Below are 17811 nucleotides of genomic sequence, written 5' to 3'. Positions count from 1 at the left end.
TGCGTCGATCGATCAGAGAGTTGCAGACACCCGACGGTACGTCTATGGCGTGAGCATGCCCGAAATGCAGGCCTCGCGGGTCCCTCCCACCAGCTGCACCACCGGGCCAGCGACTTTCGTGCGGGCTGTCGGAAAAGCGCAAGCGGGCACGCAAGTAGCGCAAGCTGCTTCCACGTCAACTACCGGTGATACCGGGACCGTTGACAAAGTGGAGACGGACTAGAAACCTGTGGGCGTAGTTTCCGCAAAGAATCGACTGAGCAGCTCAATTTGCGCGCAAGGCCGGTGCATTCCTCGACGGACACTCCACTCCCCCTCTGAACTCCCCCGTGCCTGCCCCGGCGTGCCCGGCCCGTCTGTCGCGCTTCCGCCTCCCCCACGGAACAGAGGACCCCATGAGATGGAGACCCCTCGGCCGCCGGTCACTGACCGGTGCCGTCATAGCCGCGCTCATGACGACCGGGCTGATACCGCTGGCCGTCACGTCGAGCGCCCGGGCCGCCACCGCCCCGGCCGACAGCGAACGCGCGAAGGCGGCGGCCGTCGTCAACCTCGCGCTCGGCCGTCCGGCCACCGCGGGCGGCTCGAACGGCCCCTACACCGCCGGGAACGTCACCGACGGCACCCAGGCCTCCTACTGGGAGGGGCCGGGCGGCTCCTTCCCGCAGTGGGTCCAGGTCGACCTCGGCGCGACCCGGACCGTCGACGAGGTGGTGCTCAAACTGCCCGCCACCTGGGAGAGCCGTAACCAGACGCTGTCCCTGCAGGCCAGCACCGACGGCTCCACGTTCCGTACTCTCGCGGCCTCGACCGCCCGGGCGTTCAACCCCGCGCAGGCCAACACTGTCCCGGTCGGCCTCACTTCCCCCGCCGAGGCGCGGTACGTCCGTGTGCACATCACCGGGAACACCGGCTGGAACGCCGCTCAGCTCTCCGAACTGGAGGTGTACGGCGACGACGGCGGGACCACTCCCCCGCCGACCGGCACCAACCTGGCCCGCAACAAGCCCGTCGAGGCCACCTCCTCGGTCCACAACTTCGTCGCCGCGAACGCCACCGACGACTCCACCTCCACCTACTGGGAAGCGGCAGGCCACCCCTCCGATCTCACCGTCAAGCTCGGGGCCAACGCCGACGTCGACGCCGTGGTGGTCAAGCTCAACCCGGACCAGGTGTGGGCGGCCAGGACCCAGAGCATCCAGGTGCTGGGCCGCGAACACTCCGCGAGCGCCTTCACCTCGTTGCGCGACCGGGCCGACTACGCCTTCAGTCCCTCCCGGGACAACAACTCGGTGACCATCCCGGTCACCGGGCGCTGGTCCGACCTGCGGCTCCGCTTCTTCTCCAACACCGGGGCACCGGGCGGCCAGGTCGCCGAGTTCCAGGTCGTCGGGACCGCCGCACCCGCACCCGACCTGACCGTCACAGGACTGGACTGGACCCCTGCCTCCCCCTCCGAGCGGGACGCGGTGACCGTGAACGCCACGGTCCGCAACGCGGGCACGGCACGCTCGGCCGCCACGACCGTCGACGTCAGCCTGGAGGGAACGGTCGCCGGCAGCGGAACCGTACCCGCGCTCGACCCGGGCGCGTCCGCCACGGTGGCCGTCGCCGCCGGTACCCGTCCTGCGGGCAACTACGGCGTCTCCGCCGTGGTCGACCCGCGCAACACGGTCGCCGAACTCGACGACTCCAACAACAGCCGCACCGCCGCGAACCGGCTGGTGGTCGGCCAGGCACCCGGCCCCGACCTCGAAGTACGCGGCATCACCACCAACCCGGCCAACCCGGCCGTCGGCTCGTCCGTCTCCTTCACCGTCGCCGTGCACAACCGCGGCACCACCGCGGCGCCGGCCGGCTCCGTGACCCGGCTCCAGGTCGGCTCCACCACGCTCAACGGCACGACCGGCCAGGTGGCATCCGGAGCCACGGTGAACGTGCCGATCAGCGGAACATGGACGGCGACCAGCGGTGGGGCCACCCTCACGGCCACCGCCGACGCCACCGGGGTCGTCAGCGAGACCAACGAGAACAACAACGTGCTCGCCAAGTCACTCGTGGTCGGCCGTGGCGCCGCCGTCCCGTACACCGAACTGGAGGCGGAGGAAGGCCGCTACGAGGGCACCCTGCTCACCGCCGACGCCAAGAGGACCTTCGGACACACCAACTTCGCCACCGAGTCCTCGGGCCGCAAGTCCGTCAGGCTCAACTCCACCGGCCAGTTCGTCGAGTTCACCTCGACGACTCCGTCCAACTCGATCGTGGTGCGCAACTCCGTCCCGGACGCCGCGGGCGGCGGCGGGGCACAGGCCACGATCAGCCTGTACGCCGACGGCACCTTCGTACAGAAGCTCAACCTGTCGTCGAAGCACAGCTGGCTGTACGGGACCACCGACGACCCCGAGGGACTGACCAACACGCCCGGCAGCGACGCCCGTCGGCTCTTCGACGAGTCGCACGCGCTGCTGTCGCGTAGCTACCCGGTGGGCACCAAGTTCCGCCTCCAGCGGGACGCGGGCGACACGGCCGCGTTCTACGTCATCGACCTCGTCGACCTCGAACAGGTCGCGCCCGCGGCCACCAAGCCCGCGAACTGCACCTCGATCACCGAGTACGGGGCCGTCCCGGGCGACGGACTCGACGACACCGACGCCATCCAGCGGGCGGTCACCGCCGACCAGAACGGCCAGATCTCCTGCGTGTGGATCCCGGCCGGGCAGTGGCGCCAGGAACAGAAGATCCTCACCGACGACCCGCTGAACCGGGGCCAGTACAACCAGGTCGGCATCCGGGACGTCATCATCCGCGGCGCGGGCATGTGGCACTCCCAGCTCTACACACTCACCCCGCCCCACCAGGCCGGTGGCATCAACCACCCGCACGAGGGCAACTTCGGTTTCGACATCGACCACAACACCCAGATCTCCGACATCGCCATCTTCGGCTCGGGCACCATCCGCGGCGGCGACGGCAACCACGAGGGCGGTGTGGGACTCAACGGCCGCTTCGGCAAGGGCACGAAGATCACCAATGTGTGGATCGAGCACGCCAACGTCGGCGTGTGGGCCGGCCGCGACTACTCCAACATCCCCGAACTGTGGGGCCCGGGCGACGAGTTGGAGTTCTCGGGCGTACGCATCCGCAACACCTACGCCGACGGCATCAACTTCGCCAACGGCACCCGCAACTCCACCGTCTACAACTCGTCCTTCCGCAACACCGGTGACGACGCGCTCGCCGTGTGGGCCAGCAAGTACGTGAAGGACACCTCGGTGGACATCGGCCACGACAACCACTTCCGCAACAACACGATCCAGCTGCCGTGGCGGGCCAACGGCATCGCGGTGTACGGCGGTTACGGCAACACCATCGAGAACAACGTCATCGCCGACACGATGAACTACCCCGGCATCATGCTCGCCACCGACCACGACCCGCTCCCGTTCTCCGGGCAGACCCTCATCGCGGGCAACGCCCTGCACCGGACGGGCGGCGCGTTCTGGAACGAGGACCAGGAGTTCGGCGCCATCACACTCTTCGCGCAAGGGCAGGACATCCCGGGCGTGACCATCCGTGACACCGAGATCTTCGACTCGACGTACGACGGCATCCAGTTCAAGACGGGTGGCGGCGCGATGCCGGGCGTGAAGATCACCGACGTGAAGATCGACGGGTCCAACAACGGGTCCGGCATCCTCGCGATGAGCGGGGCCCGCGGCAGCGCCGCCCTGACGAACGTCACGATCACGAACTCGGCCGAAGGGAGCGTACTGATCGAGCCGGGCTCGCAGTTCACCATCACCGGCACGCCCACCGGGGCGTCCGCCGCCCGCATGAACCGCTGAGCCGGGGGGCCGACCATCCACCAAAGACGCCGGTGCCCCGCACTCTTCTCGGAGTGCGGGGCACCGGCTGTTTGCCCTGCCCGTGAAACGGGGCCTGTGGGGCGATGTTGCTTGTTGTGTCCGAGGGGGGACTTGAACCCCCACGCCCGATAAAGGGCACTAGCACCTCAAGCTAGCGCGTCTGCCATTCCGCCACCCGGACTAGGTGTCTGCCGCCTGGACGGGGGTGTTCCCCGTGGCGACATGGACAACAATACCAAGCTTTCGGAGTGGCTTTCACCTGCGTTTCCTCGCCCCGGCGGGGGTTCCCGACAGGTGCGGAAGGTGCGCCTACAGTCTCACCATGGGTGACTGGAAGACTACGGACGGGTTGCCGCGCAGACGGCGGCACCGGGCTCTGTCGCCGTGGCGGGAGCATCTGCGTGACACGTTCTGGTTCGCTCCGACCGCCGCCCTGGTCCTGGTGTTCGTGGTGTGGTCCGCGGCGACGGCGGCGGACGACGCGATCCTGACCGCGCTGCGCAACGCGGGCGACGAGGACGCCGTCAGTGATCTGCTGGGGATCGCCGAGGACGCGAAGACCGTGGTCACCACGATCAGCGCGGCCATGATGACCTTCATCGGCGTCGTCTTCAGCATCTCGCTGGTCGCCGTGCAGATGGCCGCCGGGCAGTTCAGCCCCCGCGTCGTACGGATCTTCGTGCGGAGCCGGATCACCAAGGCCACCTTCGCGGTGTTCCTGGCCACCTTCGTCCAGTCCCTGCTCGTCCTCACCTCGTACGACAGTCAGCGCGATCCCGCGCTGGTGGCCTCGATCCCGCTCGTCCAGTCCGTCCTCACGCTGATCCTGGTGGGGCTGAGCGTCGTCCTGTTCGTGATGTACGTGAACTCGACGCTGCGGCTGATGCGGGTCGCGCACGTCGTCGACCTGATCACCAGGGAGGCGTTGCGGGTCGTCGCCAACATGCCCCTCGGCGTCTCGGCGGAGGAGCCCGTCGGCACCGGTGCCGGTGCCGGTGCCGGTACCAGCACCGGTCCGGGCTCCGACCTCGGTCCCGAGACCGCCCGCTTCGCCCATCACGGCCGCGCGGGCGTACTGCGGGACGTCGACATCGTGCGGCTCGTCCGGATGGCGCGGCAGAGCGGTGTCGTACTGCGGCTCGTCCCGCGGATCGGGGACTTCGTCGTACCGGGCACGCCGGTGTTCGCCGTACACGGCGGGCCCGCCACGAAGGCGCTGCGGGCGCTGAGTTTTCAGGTGTCCGTGGGTGCCGAGCGGACGTTCCATCAGGATCTGGGGCTGGGGCTGCGGCAGTTGTCGGACATCGCGTTGCGCGCCCTGTCTCCGGCCGTGAACGACCCCACCACGGCGGTTCAGGCCGTGGACCGGATCGTGCAGTTCCTGTCCTCGGTGGCGCAGCGCCCGCTCGGGGCCCTGTTGCACCGGGACCGGCGAGGCACCGTACGGCTGGTGCAACCCGTGCCGGGCTGGACCGAGTTGGTCGACCTCGGCTTCACCGAGATCCGGGGGTGTGCCGTGGCCAGCCCTCAGGTGACCCGGCGTCTGCTGGCCGGGCTCGATGATCTCCTCGGCGCCGTTCCCGAGGACCGTCGGGCACCGTTGGTCCGCCATCGCACGCTGCTGACCCAGGCCGTGGAGCGAGCCGTGCCGGAAGCCGCCGACCGCGCCTTCGCCCTCCACCCGGACCGGCAGGGCATCGGCTAGGCGCGAGGCCACCGGCCCCCCGTCCCCCCGGTCGGCGGCCGACGGTCACGCAGCGCTAGGACGCGACCGCCGGCGCTCCCCCCAGCCAGTGGGCGGCGCCCCGCACGGCGCCGCCCACTCGCCGTCACGGCATGAGGTGGTACTCCGGGAAGTTGCCCGGCAACCGCTCCCCCGCCGGTCCTCGTGTCACCGCGCGGATCAGCAGTTCGCCGCCCACGAACGCGCCCCGCCAGGACGCGCCGAAGCCGCCGAAGAGCTCGTCGCGATCGCCGCGCGAACGGGGCTTGCCGTGGCCGACCTTGAACGCGCGGATCTGCGGGGCCAGTCGGTCGTAGGTGGCCTCGTCGTCCGTCGACAGGGTCGCGACGAGCGCGCCGTTCGACGCGTTCATGGCGGCGAGCAGCTCCGCCTCGGTGTCGACCAGGACGATGGTGTCGACCGGGCCGAAGGGTTCCGCGTGGTGGAGGGGCGAGGACGGGGGCGGGTTGAGGAGCGTGACCGGCTGGACGTACGCAGCCGTGTCCTGGCCGGGCAGGAAGCGCGCGTCGGCGAGCCGGCCGCGGTGCAGCGGGACCGCCCCCCGGTCGATCGCCTCGGCGACCTGGTCGTGGAGGTCCTTCGCCTTGGCCGCGTTGATCACCGGACCGAAGTCCAGCTGCGGATACGGGTCGTCCGGGTGCTCGACCGCCAGCGGGTGGCCGACCCGCAGCGTACGGACCGCGGGCAGGTACGCGGCCAGGAAGTCGTCGAACAGCTCACGCTGGACGACAAAGCGCGGGTAGGCGGTGCAGCGCTGCTTGCCGTAGTCGAAGAGCTTGGGGATGACCGCCGTCAGCGTGTCCCAGTCCGTGTGGTTCCAGATGCCCCAGGTGTTCAGTCCCTCCTGTTCCAGTACGTGTCGTTTGCCGAGGTCGGCGACGGCCGTGGCCACCGCGGCGCCCGTGTCTCGGCCGCCGACGAAGGAGACGCAGCCGATCTCGGGCGCGCGCACGAGCGCCTCCGACAGCTCGCCCCCGCTGCCGCTGACGAGGGTGACGGGAATCCCCTCGCGTGCGGCGAGTGCGCAGGCCAGGGTGAGACACGCGACGCCGCCGTCGGTCGGGGTCTTGGCGATGACCGCGTTCCCTGCCAATGCCTGTATCAGCATTGCGTGAACGAGCACGCTCATCGGGTAGTTCCAGCTCGCGATGTTGGACACGGGCCCGTCGAGCGGGGTCCGGCCCTCGACCATGGGCTCGATTCCGTCGACGTACCAGCGCACGCCGTCGATGGCCCGGTCGACGTCGGCCTGCGCGAGCCGCCAGGGCTTGCCGATCTCCCAGACGAGAAGGAGGGCGAGCAGTTCGCGGTGTTCGGTGAGCGCGTCGAGCGTGGCCGCGACGCGGGCCCGGCGTTCGTCCAGGGGCACGTGGCGCCAGGCGCGGTGGTGGTCGAGTGAGGCGCGTACGGCCTGGTGGGCCGTCAGGCTGTCGAGGCGCGGCGGGCCCGCGATGGGGCTTCCGTCCACCGGGCTGGTGGCGGGCAGAGCCCTGCCGTCCGCCTGCCAGGCGGCGCCCCAGAGGTTGAGGACACGGTCGTCCCGGAAGGCTTCCGGCGCCACGGTGAGGCAGCGTTGCCAGGCGTCGGTCCAGGAGCTGTGGGCCTTGAGGGTGAGGGTGGGTGCCATTCGGTTGCTCCGCTCTCGGTGCACAGTCGAGAAGGAAAGGGCCCGAAGGGCCTTCCTTGGAAGGGCGGTGGCGGGAGACGGGTGGGCGGTAGTGCATGGCTCGCCTCCCGTACGGGAGTACTGGGCGCACTTGGAGTGCGTGGCGTACTCGCGTACGGAGACGTCGTACGGGGGACGCTAGCGAGGCACCTCGGCCTCGGAAAGTAACGCCGTGTCAACTATGAGTGACATCACGCTTCTTCATCCGGACGCGTCCAGTGCGGCGAGGACCAGCCGGGCCGTCTCGGTGGGGGTGTCGCCGACCCGTACGCCGGCCGCCTCCAGGGCTTCCTTCTTCGCCTGGGCCGTGCCGGACGAGCCGGAGACGATCGCGCCCGCGTGGCCCATCGTCTTGCCCTCGGGTGCGGTGAATCCGGCGATGTAGCCGATGACGGGTTTGGTGACATGGTCGCGGACGTACGCGGCCGCGCGTTCCTCGGCGTCGCCGCCGATCTCCCCGATGAGGACGATGAGTTCGGTGTCGGGGTCGTCCTGGAAAGCGGCGAGGCAGTCGATGTGGGTGGTGCCGACGACGGGGTCGCCGCCGATGCCGACGCAGGTCGAGAAGCCGATGTCGCGGAGTTCGTACATGAGTTGGTAGGTGAGCGTGCCCGACTTGGAGACGAGGCCGATGCGGCCGGACTTGGTGATGTCGGCCGGGATGATGCCCGCGTTGGACTGGCCGGGGGTGATCAGGCCGGGGCAGTTGGGTCCGATGATCCGCGTGCCCTTCGACCTCGCGTACGCGGTGAAGGCGACCGAGTCGTGGACCGGGATGCCCTCGGTGATGACGACGGCGAGTTCGATGCCGGCGTCGGCGGCCTCGACAACTGCCGCCTTGGAGAAGGCGGGTGGGACGAAGACGACGCTGACGTCGGCCCCGGTGGCCTCGATGCCTTCGCGCACGGAGCCGAAGACGGGCACGGCGCGGTCGTCGAAGTCGACGCTCTGCCCGGCCTTGCGCGGGTTGACGCCGCCGACGACGTCGGTGCCGGCGGCGAGCATCCGCCGGGTGTGCTTCATGCCCTCGCCGCCGGTCATGCCCTGGACGAGGACCTTGCTCTCCTTGGTGAGGTAGATGGCCATGTCCCGCTCCTTCAGCTGGCGTTGGCGAGTTGGGCGGCACGGCGCGCGGCGCCGTCCATGGTGGTGGCCTGCTGGACCAGGGGGTGCGCCCGGTCGTCGAGGATCGCGCGGCCGCGTACGGCGTTGTTGCCGTCGAGGCGGACGACCAGCGGCTTGGTCAAGTGGACCGATTCCAGGGCCTGCACGATGCCGTCGGCGACCGCGTCACAGGCGGTGATGCCGCCGAAGACGTTGACGAAGACGGACTTCACCGCCGGGTCGGAGAGGATGACGGAGAGGCCGTCGGCCATGATCTGGGCGGAGGCTCCGCCGCCGATGTCGAGGAAGTTGGCGGGGCGCGCGCCGCAGCCGGCGACCACGTCGAGGGTCGACATGACGAGACCGGCGCCGTTCCCGATGATGCCGACCTCGCCGTCCAGCTTCACGTAGTTGAGGTTCTTGGCGGCGGCCGCCGCCTCCAGCGGGTCGTCGTGCGTGGACTCCTGGTCGCCCCAACGTGCCTGCCGGAAGCGGGCGTTGTCGTCGAGGGTGACCTTCCCGTCGAGGGCGAGGATCTGCCCCTGGGCGGTACGCACGAGGGGGTTCACCTCGACGAGTACGGCGTCCTCGCGGATCAGTACGTCCCAGAGCCTGACCAGGACGTCGACGGTCTGCGGAGGCAGGCCCGCGGCATCGGCGACCTCGGCCGCCTTCGCCGAGGTGACGCCCTCGGCGGGGTCGATGTGGACGCGCGCCACGGCGTCCGGCCGGGTGGCGGCGACCTCCTCGATGTCCATGCCGCCCTCGGCCGAGGCGATGGCGAGGAAGCGGCCGGCGGCTCGGTCGAGTACGTAGCTGACGTAGAACTCGCTCTCGATGTCGACCGGTTGGGCCAGCATCACCTTGCCGACGGTGTGGCCCTTGATGTCCATACCCAGGATCTGGCGTGCCGTCAGTTCGGTGGCGGCGGGGTCCGCGGCGAGTTTCACGCCGCCCGCCTTGCCGCGTCCGCCGGTCTTCACCTGTGCCTTGACGACGACGCGGCCGCCGAGCCTGCGGGCGATCTCGCGTGCCTCCTTGGGCGAGTCGGTGACCTCCGCCCTCGGCACCAAGATGCCGTGTTCCTCGAAGAGTTCCCTTGCCTGGTGCTCGAACAGGTCCATCTCGGCTCCCTCTTAAAAGTGCCGCACGCCCCCTGGACACCACCCACTGGATGCGGGATAACAAGCTTCATACAGTATTCGTCGACTGTATGCAATGTACCGCGACGGCATCCACGAACAGTGCGCGCACCACGTCCGACCTGCACTTCCGCGCGCCCAATCCCCTACGAAGGGACAGGACTTCGCCATGCCCGACGACAACAGCCAGAACCTCATATCCGGTGGGCACCTGGTCGCCAAGGCACTCAAAGCGGAGGGTGTGGAGGTCATCTACACGCTCTGCGGCGGCCACATCATCGACATCTACGACGGCTGCGTGGACGAGGGCATCGAGGTCGTCGACGTACGCCACGAACAGGTCGCCGCCCACGCCGCCGACGGCTACGCACGCATCACCGGCAAGCCCGGCTGCGCCGTCGTCACCGCCGGTCCCGGCACGACCGACGCCGTGACGGGTGTCGCCAACGCCTTCCGCGCGGAGTCCCCGATGCTGCTGATCGGCGGCCAGGGGGCCCACACCCAGCACAAGATGGGGTCCCTCCAGGACCTGCCGCACGTCGACATGATGACGCCGATCACCAAGTTCGCGGCGACCGTGCCGGACACCGCGCGGGCCGCCGACATGGTGTCGATGGCGTTCCGCGAGTGCTACCACGGGGCGCCCGGCCCGTCCTTCCTGGAGATCCCGCGCGATGTCCTCGACGCCAAGGTGCCGGTCGAGAAGGCCCGGGTCCCCGCCGCCGGCCAGTACCGGGCCTCGACCCGCTCGGCCGGTGACCCCGAGGCCATCGAGAAGCTCGCCGACCTGCTCGTGCACGCCGAGAAGCCCGCGATCCTGCTGGGCAGCCAGGTGTGGACGACCCGAGGCACCGAATCCGCCATCGAGCTCGTACGCGCCCTCAACATCCCCGCGTACATGAACGGCGCCGGGCGCGGCACGCTGCCGCCCGGGGACCCGCACCACTTCCAGCTGTCGCGCCGGTACGCCTTCTCCAACGCCGACGTCATCGTCATCGTCGGTACGCCCTTCGACTTCCGCATGGGCTACGGCAAGCGGCTGTCGCAGGACGCGACCGTCGTGCAGATCGACCTCGACTACCGGACCGTCGGCAAGAACCGGGACATCGACCTCGGGATCGTCGGTGACGCGGGACTCGTCCTGAAGTCGGTCACCGAGGCCGCCTCCGGGCGCATCAACGGGGGCGCGTCGAAGCGCAAGGAGTGGCTCGACGAACTGCGCGCCGCCGAACAGACCGCCATCGAGAAGCGCCTGCCGAACCTGAAGTCGGACGCCTCACCGATCCACCCGTACCGCCTGGTCAGCGAGATCAACGAGTTCCTGACCGAGGACTCCATCTACATCGGCGACGGCGGCGACATCGTCACCTTCTCCGGCCAGGTCGTGCAGCCCAAGTCACCCGGGCACTGGATGGACCCGGGACCGCTCGGCACGCTCGGCGTCGGCGTCCCCTTCGTGCTCGCCGCCAAGAAGGCACGGCCCGACAAGGAGGTCGTCGCCCTCTTCGGGGACGGTGCCTTCTCGCTCACCGGCTGGGACTTCGAGACCCTCGTCCGCTACAACCTCCCGTTCGTCGGCATCGTCGGCAACAACTCCTCCATGAACCAGATCCGTTACGGCCAGGCCGCCAAGTACGGCCTGGAGCGCGAGCGGGTCGGCAACACCCTCGGCGACGTCCACTACGACAAGTTCGCCCAGATGCTGGGCGGTTACGGCGAAGAGGTCCGCGACCCCGCCGACATCGCCCCCGCCCTCCAGCGCGCCCGCGAGTCGGGCAAGCCGTCGCTCATCAACGTCTGGGTCGACCCGGACGCGTACGCCCCCGGAACCATGAACCAGACGATGTACAAGTGAGGTGGACCCGATGACAGCGACGCCAGCCACGATCCCGGCGGCAGCGACGCCGCCGACCTCGACCAAGGCCCTCGAAGGCATCCGCGTCCTCGACATGACGCACGTCCAGTCCGGTCCCTCCGCCACCCAGCTGCTCGCCTGGCTCGGCGCGGACGTCGTCAAACTGGAGGCGCCGACCGGGGACATCACGCGCAAGCAGCTGCGCGATCTCCCTGACGTCGACTCCCTCTACTTCACGATGCTCAACTGCAACAAGCGGAGCATCACCCTCAACACCAAGACCGAGCGCGGCAAGGAGATCCTCACCGAGCTGATCCGGCGCTCCGACGTCATGGTCGAGAACTTCGGACCGGGCGCGGTCGACCGTATGGGCTTCACCTGGGACCGCATCCAGGAGATCAATCCGCGGATCGTCTATGCCTCCATCAAGGGGTTCGGGGACGGCCCGTACACCAACTTCAAGGCGTACGAGGTCGTCGCTCAGGCCATGGGCGGGTCGATGTCGACCACCGGCTTCGAGGACGGGCCGCCGCTGGCGACGGGAGCCCAGATCGGTGACTCGGGCACGGGCATCCACGCGGTGGCGGCGATCCTCGCCGCCCTGTTCCAGCGGGAGAACACGGGGCGCGGGCAGCGCGTGAACGTGGCGATGCAGCACGCCGTGCTGAATCTGTGCCGGGTGAAACTGCGGGACCAGCAGCGCCTCGGGCATGGGCCGCTGGCTGAATATCCCAACGACGACTTCGGCGACGAGGTTCCCAGGTCGGGCAACGCGTCCGGCGGCGGCCAGCCCGGCTGGGCGGTCAAGTGCGCGCCGGGCGGCCCCAACGACTACGTGTACGTCATCGTGCAGCCCGTCGGCTGGAAGCCCATCACCGAGCTCATCGGGCGCCCCGAGCTCGCGGATGCCCCCGAGTGGGCGACCCCGGAGGCCCGCCTCCCCCAGCTCACCAAGATGTTCCAGCTGATCGAGGAGTGGTCGTCCACACTCCCCAAATGGCAGGTCCTCGAACAGCTCAACGCCCACAACATCCCCTGCGGTCCGATCCTCTCCACCAAGGAGATCATCGAGGACGAGTCGCTGGTGGCCAACGAGATGGTCGTGACGGTGCCGCACCCCGAGCGGGGCGACTTCGTGACCGTGGGCAGCCCGCTGAAGCTCTCCGACTCCCCCGTGGACGTGACCAGTTCGCCGCTGCTGGGCGAGCACAACGAAGAGGTGTACGTCGGCGAGCTCGGTCTCGGCGACGAGGAGCTGCGCCTGCTCAAGTCGAACGGAGTGATCTGATTGATGGCCGAAGACCGGGTGCTGAGGGTGCGTACGCTCCTCGAAGCCGTACGGGCCGAGGGGCGGAGCGCGCTGACCGCGCCCGAGGGCAAGGTGATCGCCGACGCGTACGCGATCGCCGTCCCGGGCGAGGAGCTGGCGACCGACGTCGACGAGGCGGTGTCGTACGCGGCACGCTTCGGCGGGCCCGTCGTGATGAAGATCGTCTCCCCGGACATCCTCCACAAGACCGACGCCGGCGGCGTGATCGTCGGGGTGGAGGGCGCTGCGGACGTCCGTGCCGCCTTCCACAAGATCATCGAGAACGCCCGGGCGTACGACTCCCAGGCCCGCATCGAGGGCGTACAGGTGCAGGAACTGCTCCCCCAGGGGCAGGAGGTCATCGTCGGCGCGGTGACCGATCCGACGTTCGGGAAGGTCGTGGCCTTCGGGCTCGGCGGAGTGCTCGTCGAGGTCCTCAAGGACGTCACGTTCCGGCTGGCGCCCGTCGACGCGGACGAGGCGCTGTCGATGCTGGACTCGATCCGGGCCGCGGAGATCCTGCGCGGAGTGCGGGGCGCGCCGGCGGTGGACCGGTGGGCGATCGCCGAGCAGATCCGCCGGGTCTCCGAACTGGTCGCGGACTTCCCGGAGATCGCCGAGGTGGACCTCAACCCGGTGATCGCCACCCCGGAGGGCGCGATAGCCGCGGACATCCGGGTCATCCTCGCCGAGTCCGTGCCCAAGCCCCGCCGCAAGTACAGCCGCGAGGAGATCCTCACCTCGATGCGCCGGCTGATGCAGCCGTCGTCGGTGGCGGTGATCGGCGCCTCCAACGAACAGGGCAAGATCGGCAATTCGGTCATGCGCAACCTCATCGACGGCGGCTTCTCCGGGGAGATCCACCCGGTGAACCCCAAGGCCGATGACATTCTGGGCCGCAAGGCGTACAAGAGTGTCACGGACGTTCCCGGTGAGGTGGATGTGGCGGTCTTCGCTATTCCCGCCAAGTTCGTGGCCTCGGCCCTGGAGGAGGTGGGACGCAAGGGGATCCCCAACGCCGTCCTGATCCCCTCGGGGTTCGCGGAGACCGGTGAACACGCGCTGCAGGACGAGATCGTGGCGATCGGCGAGCGCTACGGAGTCCGGCTGCTCGGGCCGAACATCTACGGCTACTACTCGACGTGGCAGGACCTGTGCGCGACGTTCTGCACGCCGTACGACGTCAAGGGCGGTGTCGCCCTCACCTCGCAGTCCGGTGGCATAGGGATGGCCATTCTGGGCTTCGCGCGCACTACGAAGACAGGTGTTTCCGCGATCGTGGGGCTCGGCAACAAGTCGGACCTGGACGAGGACGACCTGCTGACCTGGTTCGGCGAGGACCCCAACACCAAGTGCATCGCCATGCACTTGGAGGACCTCAAGGACGGGCGCGCCTTCGTGGAGGCCGCGCGGGCGACCGTCCCCAAGAAACCGGTGGTCGTCCTCAAGGCGGGCCGTACGGCGGCCGGTGCCAAGGCCGCGGGCTCGCACACGGGCGCCCTCGCGGGCGACGACGCCGTGTACGAGGACATCCTGAAGCAGGCCGGTGTCATCAGGGCGCCCGGTCTGAACGAAATGCTGGAGTACGCGCGCGCGTTGCCGGTGCTGCCGACTCCCCAGGGCGACAACATCGTGATCATCACGGGCGCCGGCGGCAGTGGCGTACTGCTGTCCGACGCGGTGACCGACAACGGCCTCTCCCTGATGGAGATCCCGCCGGACCTGGACGCGTCCTTCCGGAAGTTCATCCCGCCCTTCGGCGCGGCCGGCAACCCGGTGGACATCACGGGCGGCGAGCCGCCGTCGACGTACGAGGCGACGATCCGGCTCGGTCTTGAGGACCCGCGGATCCACTCGCTCGTCCTCGGCTACTGGCACACCATCGTGACCCCTCCCATGGTCTTCGCCGAGCTCACCGCGCGCGTGGTGGCCGAATTCAGGGAGCGCGGGATCGAGAAGCCCGTCGTGGCGTCGCTCGCGGGCGACGTCGAGGTCGAGGAGGCCTGCCAGTACCTCTACGAGCACGGGGTCGTGGCATACCCGTACACGACCGAGAAGCCGGTGGCAGTGCTCGGCGCGAAGTATCGCTGGGCGCGCGCGGCGGGGCTGTTGTGAGGCCGCGGGGTGCGGCGGGCGCTGTTGGGGGGCGGTTCATGACTTGACCCGGTGAAGGGGCGGGCCGACGGTGCGCGTCGGCCCGCCCCGGGACCCGTGCGCACACGAAAGGAATTGGACAGGGGGCGCTGGCCAGATCTTTCGACGCAAGGGGTGCTACGCGACATGACAACCACCGACTTCACGACACCCGTCCCCTACAGGGAGGTGACGGACCGCAACGGCCGCCTGTACCGGATCGGTGAGACCGACCGGGACATCATGGGGCGACCACGCTGGACCATGGTGCTCTTCCCCTGGATGGGCATGATGGGCATCAGCTCCTCGGAGTACGCGTTCACATCCGCCGAGGACACCCTGCACGAGGCCCACCTCTGGGACAGTGGGCACATCTTCTGGCTGATGGGCGTCTGGATCTTCTTCCAGGCGGCCGTGGCCTTCCCGGCCGGCCAGCTGCGCGAGAGCGGAAAACTGCCCGCGCGGTACGCCATGATGCTCGGCGCACTCGGCACGATCCTGGGTTACATCTCGCTGGCGTACGCGCCGCACGTGATCGTCGCGTACATAGGCTTCGGCATGTTCAGCGGCATCGGCGCGGGCCTCGTCTACGCGACCTGCGTGAACATGGTCGGCAAGTGGTATCCGGAGCGCAAGGGCGGCAAGACCGGCATGGTCAACGGCGGTTTCGCCTACGGCTCCGTGCCCTTCGTGTTCCTGTTCACGTCGTACATGGACCTGTCCAACTACGAGACCGTGCTGGTCATGGTCGGCGTGACCTGCTGCACGGTCGTCGCGGTCGCCGGCTGGTTCTTCAAGGACCCGCCGAAGAACTGGTGGCCCGCGCACGTCGACCCGCTGAAGACCTCCGACGACCCGCGGGTCGTGCGGGCACTGGCGAAGAACCCGCCGGCGGTCAAGCAGTACACACCGCGGGAGGCGGCCAGGACGCCCGTCCTGTGGATGATGTGGTTCTGCCTGTTGTGCACGGCCGGTATCAACATCTTCGGCATCGCCATGCAGGTGCCGTTCGGAAAGGAGATGGGGTTCGCGGGCGGCATCGTGGCCACCGCGATGTCACTCAAGGCGATCGTCAACGGCACCGGACGTGGTGTCATCGGCTGGATCTCGGACCGCTACGGCCGCCGGAACACACTCGTCATCGTCTGTGTCGTCCTCGGCTGCTCGCAGTTCGGCGTGTTCTTCTCCGGGAACATGGGCTCGATGCCGTTCTTCCTGGTCTGCTCCATGATCTCGGGCTTCGGCGGCGGCGCGATCTTCCCGCTCTTCGCGGCGATGACGGCGGACTACTTCGGTGAGAACAACAACGCCTCCAACTACGGCATGGTCTACAGCTCCAAGCTCATCTCCGGTCTCGTCGGCTCCGGCGTGGGAGCCGTCGTCGTGAGCTCCTGGGGCTACGGAGGCGCCTTCGCGCTGGCCGGCGGCATCGGTCTGGGTTCCGCGGTCCTGGCGCTCTTCCTGCGTGCTCCTGGGCGGCCTGCGGCCAAGCGCATCGTGCCCAACCCGCACCCGATCGGCGAGGAGATGGCCTGACCCGGTGGGGAGACGAATCGAGCCGGTGAGGGATGCCCCCTCATGAACCCCCCGGTGTGGAACCGTCCCGCACCGAGTCCGCCGCACACGTCCCCGACGCTCTAGAACTTCCACGAACCGCCTCCGTCCTTGGAAACGCCGAACGGTCCTCCCCACGGCACCGCGTGGGGAGGACCGTCCGCTGTGCGTCCTGGGTCAGCGGCGCCTTGAGCGGAGGGCCGCGAGGTTGTCATAACTGATCTTGGCCTCGCGCAGCGACTGTGCGGGGTCGGTGGCACTGGGCGAGTTGTCGTCCTCGACCATCGGGTTGTGGTAGTTCCGCTCCCCGACCCGGGAGAAGAACGTGGTGTAGTCGATGACGCCTGTTCCGAAGGGCACCATGTCGTAGCCCATGCCGTTGGTGGTGCTCACGACACCGTCCTTGGCGTGGAACAGCGGGTAGCGCTTGTTGTTGCGGGCGACGAGCCCCGCCGGGTCGAAGACCTTCTTGCGGGTGGAGCCGTCGTGGGCGGTGTAAGTGTGGAACTTGTACTGGGCCACGTGCGCCCAGAAGATGTCCATCTCCAGCCAGACCAGCTTCGGGTCGGTGGCCTTCAGGAAGTACTCCAGCTTGCGGATGCCGGAGCTGCGGGTGGGCCGGCCCTGGGCGTCCAGCGGGCCTCCGTCGAGCAGAAAGCCGTAGGCGGAGTCGTGGTTGTGCGTGTACAGCTTGATGCCCTCGCGGCGGGCGATCCTGCCCAGCGCGTTCCACTTGTCGGCCGCCACGTCCCAGTCGGCCGGGTAGGAGCTGCCGGTGGGGTCTCCGCCGGTGCCCATGTGGTCCATGCCGATGATGTTGGCGATCTCCAGGTGCTGCTTGAAGGTGTCCAGGTCGGCGGTGGTCAGCGGCCAGGAGGGCGGTATGAAGCCGTGGTTGCCCTGGGCGCGCAGTCCGTAGTCGTCGAGCCAGGAGCGCAGCAGCCTGGCGCCCGCCACGGAACCGAGGTTGGCGCCGCCCGGTGCGTTGGCGTGCTGGTTGTAGCCGGCGAACTCCACCTGGCGGTAGCCGTGGCGGGCCAGTTGCTTGAACACCTCGCGGAAGCCGGAGGGCAGGTCCGAGGCGAGCGGGTCGCGGGCCGTGGCGTCACGGACGGTGTAGAGGATGATGCCGCGCTTGCCCGGCGGAACGAGGACGTGGCCGCGGCCGTGGTCGTGGTCGTGGTCGTGGCCTCTGCCCCGGTCCTGGGCCAGGGCTGGTGAGGCGCCCACCACCGGGGCGGCGATCGCCCCGGCGGCGACGGCGGTGCAGGTGCTGAGGAAGCGGCGGCGGTTGACGCCGAGCGCGCGACGCAGGGCGTCGCCGGTTCCGGATTCGTCGTTGAACGCGGTCACGGTGTCTCTCTTTCGGGTAGGGGCCCACCGTGTTCTGCAGGGGCCCAGCCATGTTCGCCAGAGGTCCGGCTGTGACGGGTGCCGT

10 protein-coding genes and 1 tRNA gene are annotated in these 17811 nt (G+C 69.1%); 6 read left to right on the top strand and 5 right to left on the bottom strand.

Annotated features, from left to right (window positions below):
- Window positions 1-395 precede the first annotated feature (395 nt).
- Window positions 396-3845, top strand: coding sequence for a CARDB domain-containing protein (locus ACFWXQ_RS25840; RefSeq protein ID WP_383951759.1), 3450 nt, complete (start codon window positions 396-398; stop codon window positions 3843-3845).
- Between the two features lie 117 nt (window positions 3846-3962).
- Here the strand turns inward: ACFWXQ_RS25840 and ACFWXQ_RS25835 are convergent.
- Window positions 3963-4047 (bottom strand) — tRNA-Leu (locus ACFWXQ_RS25835).
- Window positions 4048-4188: 141 nt separating this feature from the next.
- Here ACFWXQ_RS25835 and ACFWXQ_RS25830 point away from each other — a divergent pair.
- On the top strand, window positions 4189-5571 hold the full coding sequence (locus ACFWXQ_RS25830) for a DUF2254 domain-containing protein (protein ID WP_383956779.1): 1383 nt from the start codon (window positions 4189-4191) through the stop codon (window positions 5569-5571).
- A gap of 124 nt (window positions 5572-5695) precedes the next feature.
- Here ACFWXQ_RS25830 and ACFWXQ_RS25825 read toward each other — a convergent pair whose 3' ends face one another.
- The 3 genes from ACFWXQ_RS25825 to sucC all read right to left on the bottom strand — a co-directional run bounded on the left by ACFWXQ_RS25825 (window position 5696) and on the right by sucC (window position 9504).
- Window positions 5696-7237 carry an aldehyde dehydrogenase family protein gene (locus tag ACFWXQ_RS25825; protein ID WP_383956776.1) on the bottom strand — a complete coding sequence of 514 codons (1542 nt, stop codon included), beginning with the start codon at window positions 7235-7237 and terminating at the stop codon, window positions 5696-5698.
- 240 nt (window positions 7238-7477) lie between these two features.
- On the bottom strand, window positions 7478-8362 hold the full coding sequence (sucD, locus tag ACFWXQ_RS25820) for a succinate--CoA ligase subunit alpha (protein ID WP_383956773.1): 885 nt from the start codon (window positions 8360-8362) through the stop codon (window positions 7478-7480).
- An 11-nt stretch (window positions 8363-8373) separates the two neighbouring features.
- Window positions 8374-9504: an ADP-forming succinate--CoA ligase subunit beta gene (gene sucC / locus ACFWXQ_RS25815; protein WP_386269264.1), complete on the bottom strand. Its 1131-nt coding sequence runs from the start codon at window positions 9502-9504 to the stop codon at window positions 8374-8376.
- 187 nt (window positions 9505-9691) lie between these two features.
- Here sucC and ACFWXQ_RS25810 point away from each other — a divergent pair, with 187 nt between their 5' ends.
- The 4 genes from ACFWXQ_RS25810 (at window position 9692) to ACFWXQ_RS25795 (ending at window position 16355) form a co-directional block, all read left to right on the top strand.
- Complete coding sequence (locus ACFWXQ_RS25810) at window positions 9692-11377, top strand: thiamine pyrophosphate-binding protein (protein ID WP_383944844.1); 1686 nt, start codon at window positions 9692-9694, stop codon at window positions 11375-11377.
- Window positions 11378-11387: 10 nt separating this feature from the next.
- The gene (gene frc, locus ACFWXQ_RS25805) at window positions 11388-12665 is read left to right on the top strand and encodes a formyl-CoA transferase (protein ID WP_383944847.1); all 1278 of its coding nucleotides are present in this window, start codon (window positions 11388-11390) and stop codon (window positions 12663-12665) included.
- Between the two features lie 3 nt (window positions 12666-12668).
- The gene (locus ACFWXQ_RS25800) at window positions 12669-14801 is read left to right on the top strand and encodes an acetate--CoA ligase family protein (protein WP_383944850.1); all 2133 of its coding nucleotides are present in this window, start codon (window positions 12669-12671) and stop codon (window positions 14799-14801) included.
- Window positions 14802-14966: 165 nt separating this feature from the next.
- Window positions 14967-16355, top strand: coding sequence for an OFA family MFS transporter (locus ACFWXQ_RS25795; RefSeq protein WP_383944853.1), 1389 nt, complete (start codon window positions 14967-14969; stop codon window positions 16353-16355).
- Window positions 16356-16550: 195 nt separating this feature from the next.
- Here the strand turns inward: ACFWXQ_RS25795 and ACFWXQ_RS25790 are convergent, their stop codons facing one another.
- Window positions 16551-17726, bottom strand: a complete 1176-nt coding sequence (locus ACFWXQ_RS25790; protein WP_383944856.1) for a sugar phosphate isomerase/epimerase family protein — start codon at window positions 17724-17726, stop codon at window positions 16551-16553.
- Window positions 17727-17811 lie beyond the last annotated feature (85 nt).

Source organism: Streptomyces sp. NPDC058697 (assembly GCF_042715345.1).
Classification (GTDB): domain Bacteria; phylum Actinomycetota; class Actinomycetes; order Streptomycetales; family Streptomycetaceae; genus Streptomyces; species Streptomyces liliifuscus.
Note: the sequence above shows the minus strand (reverse complement) of the source record. Positions and strands in the feature narration are given on the sequence as shown.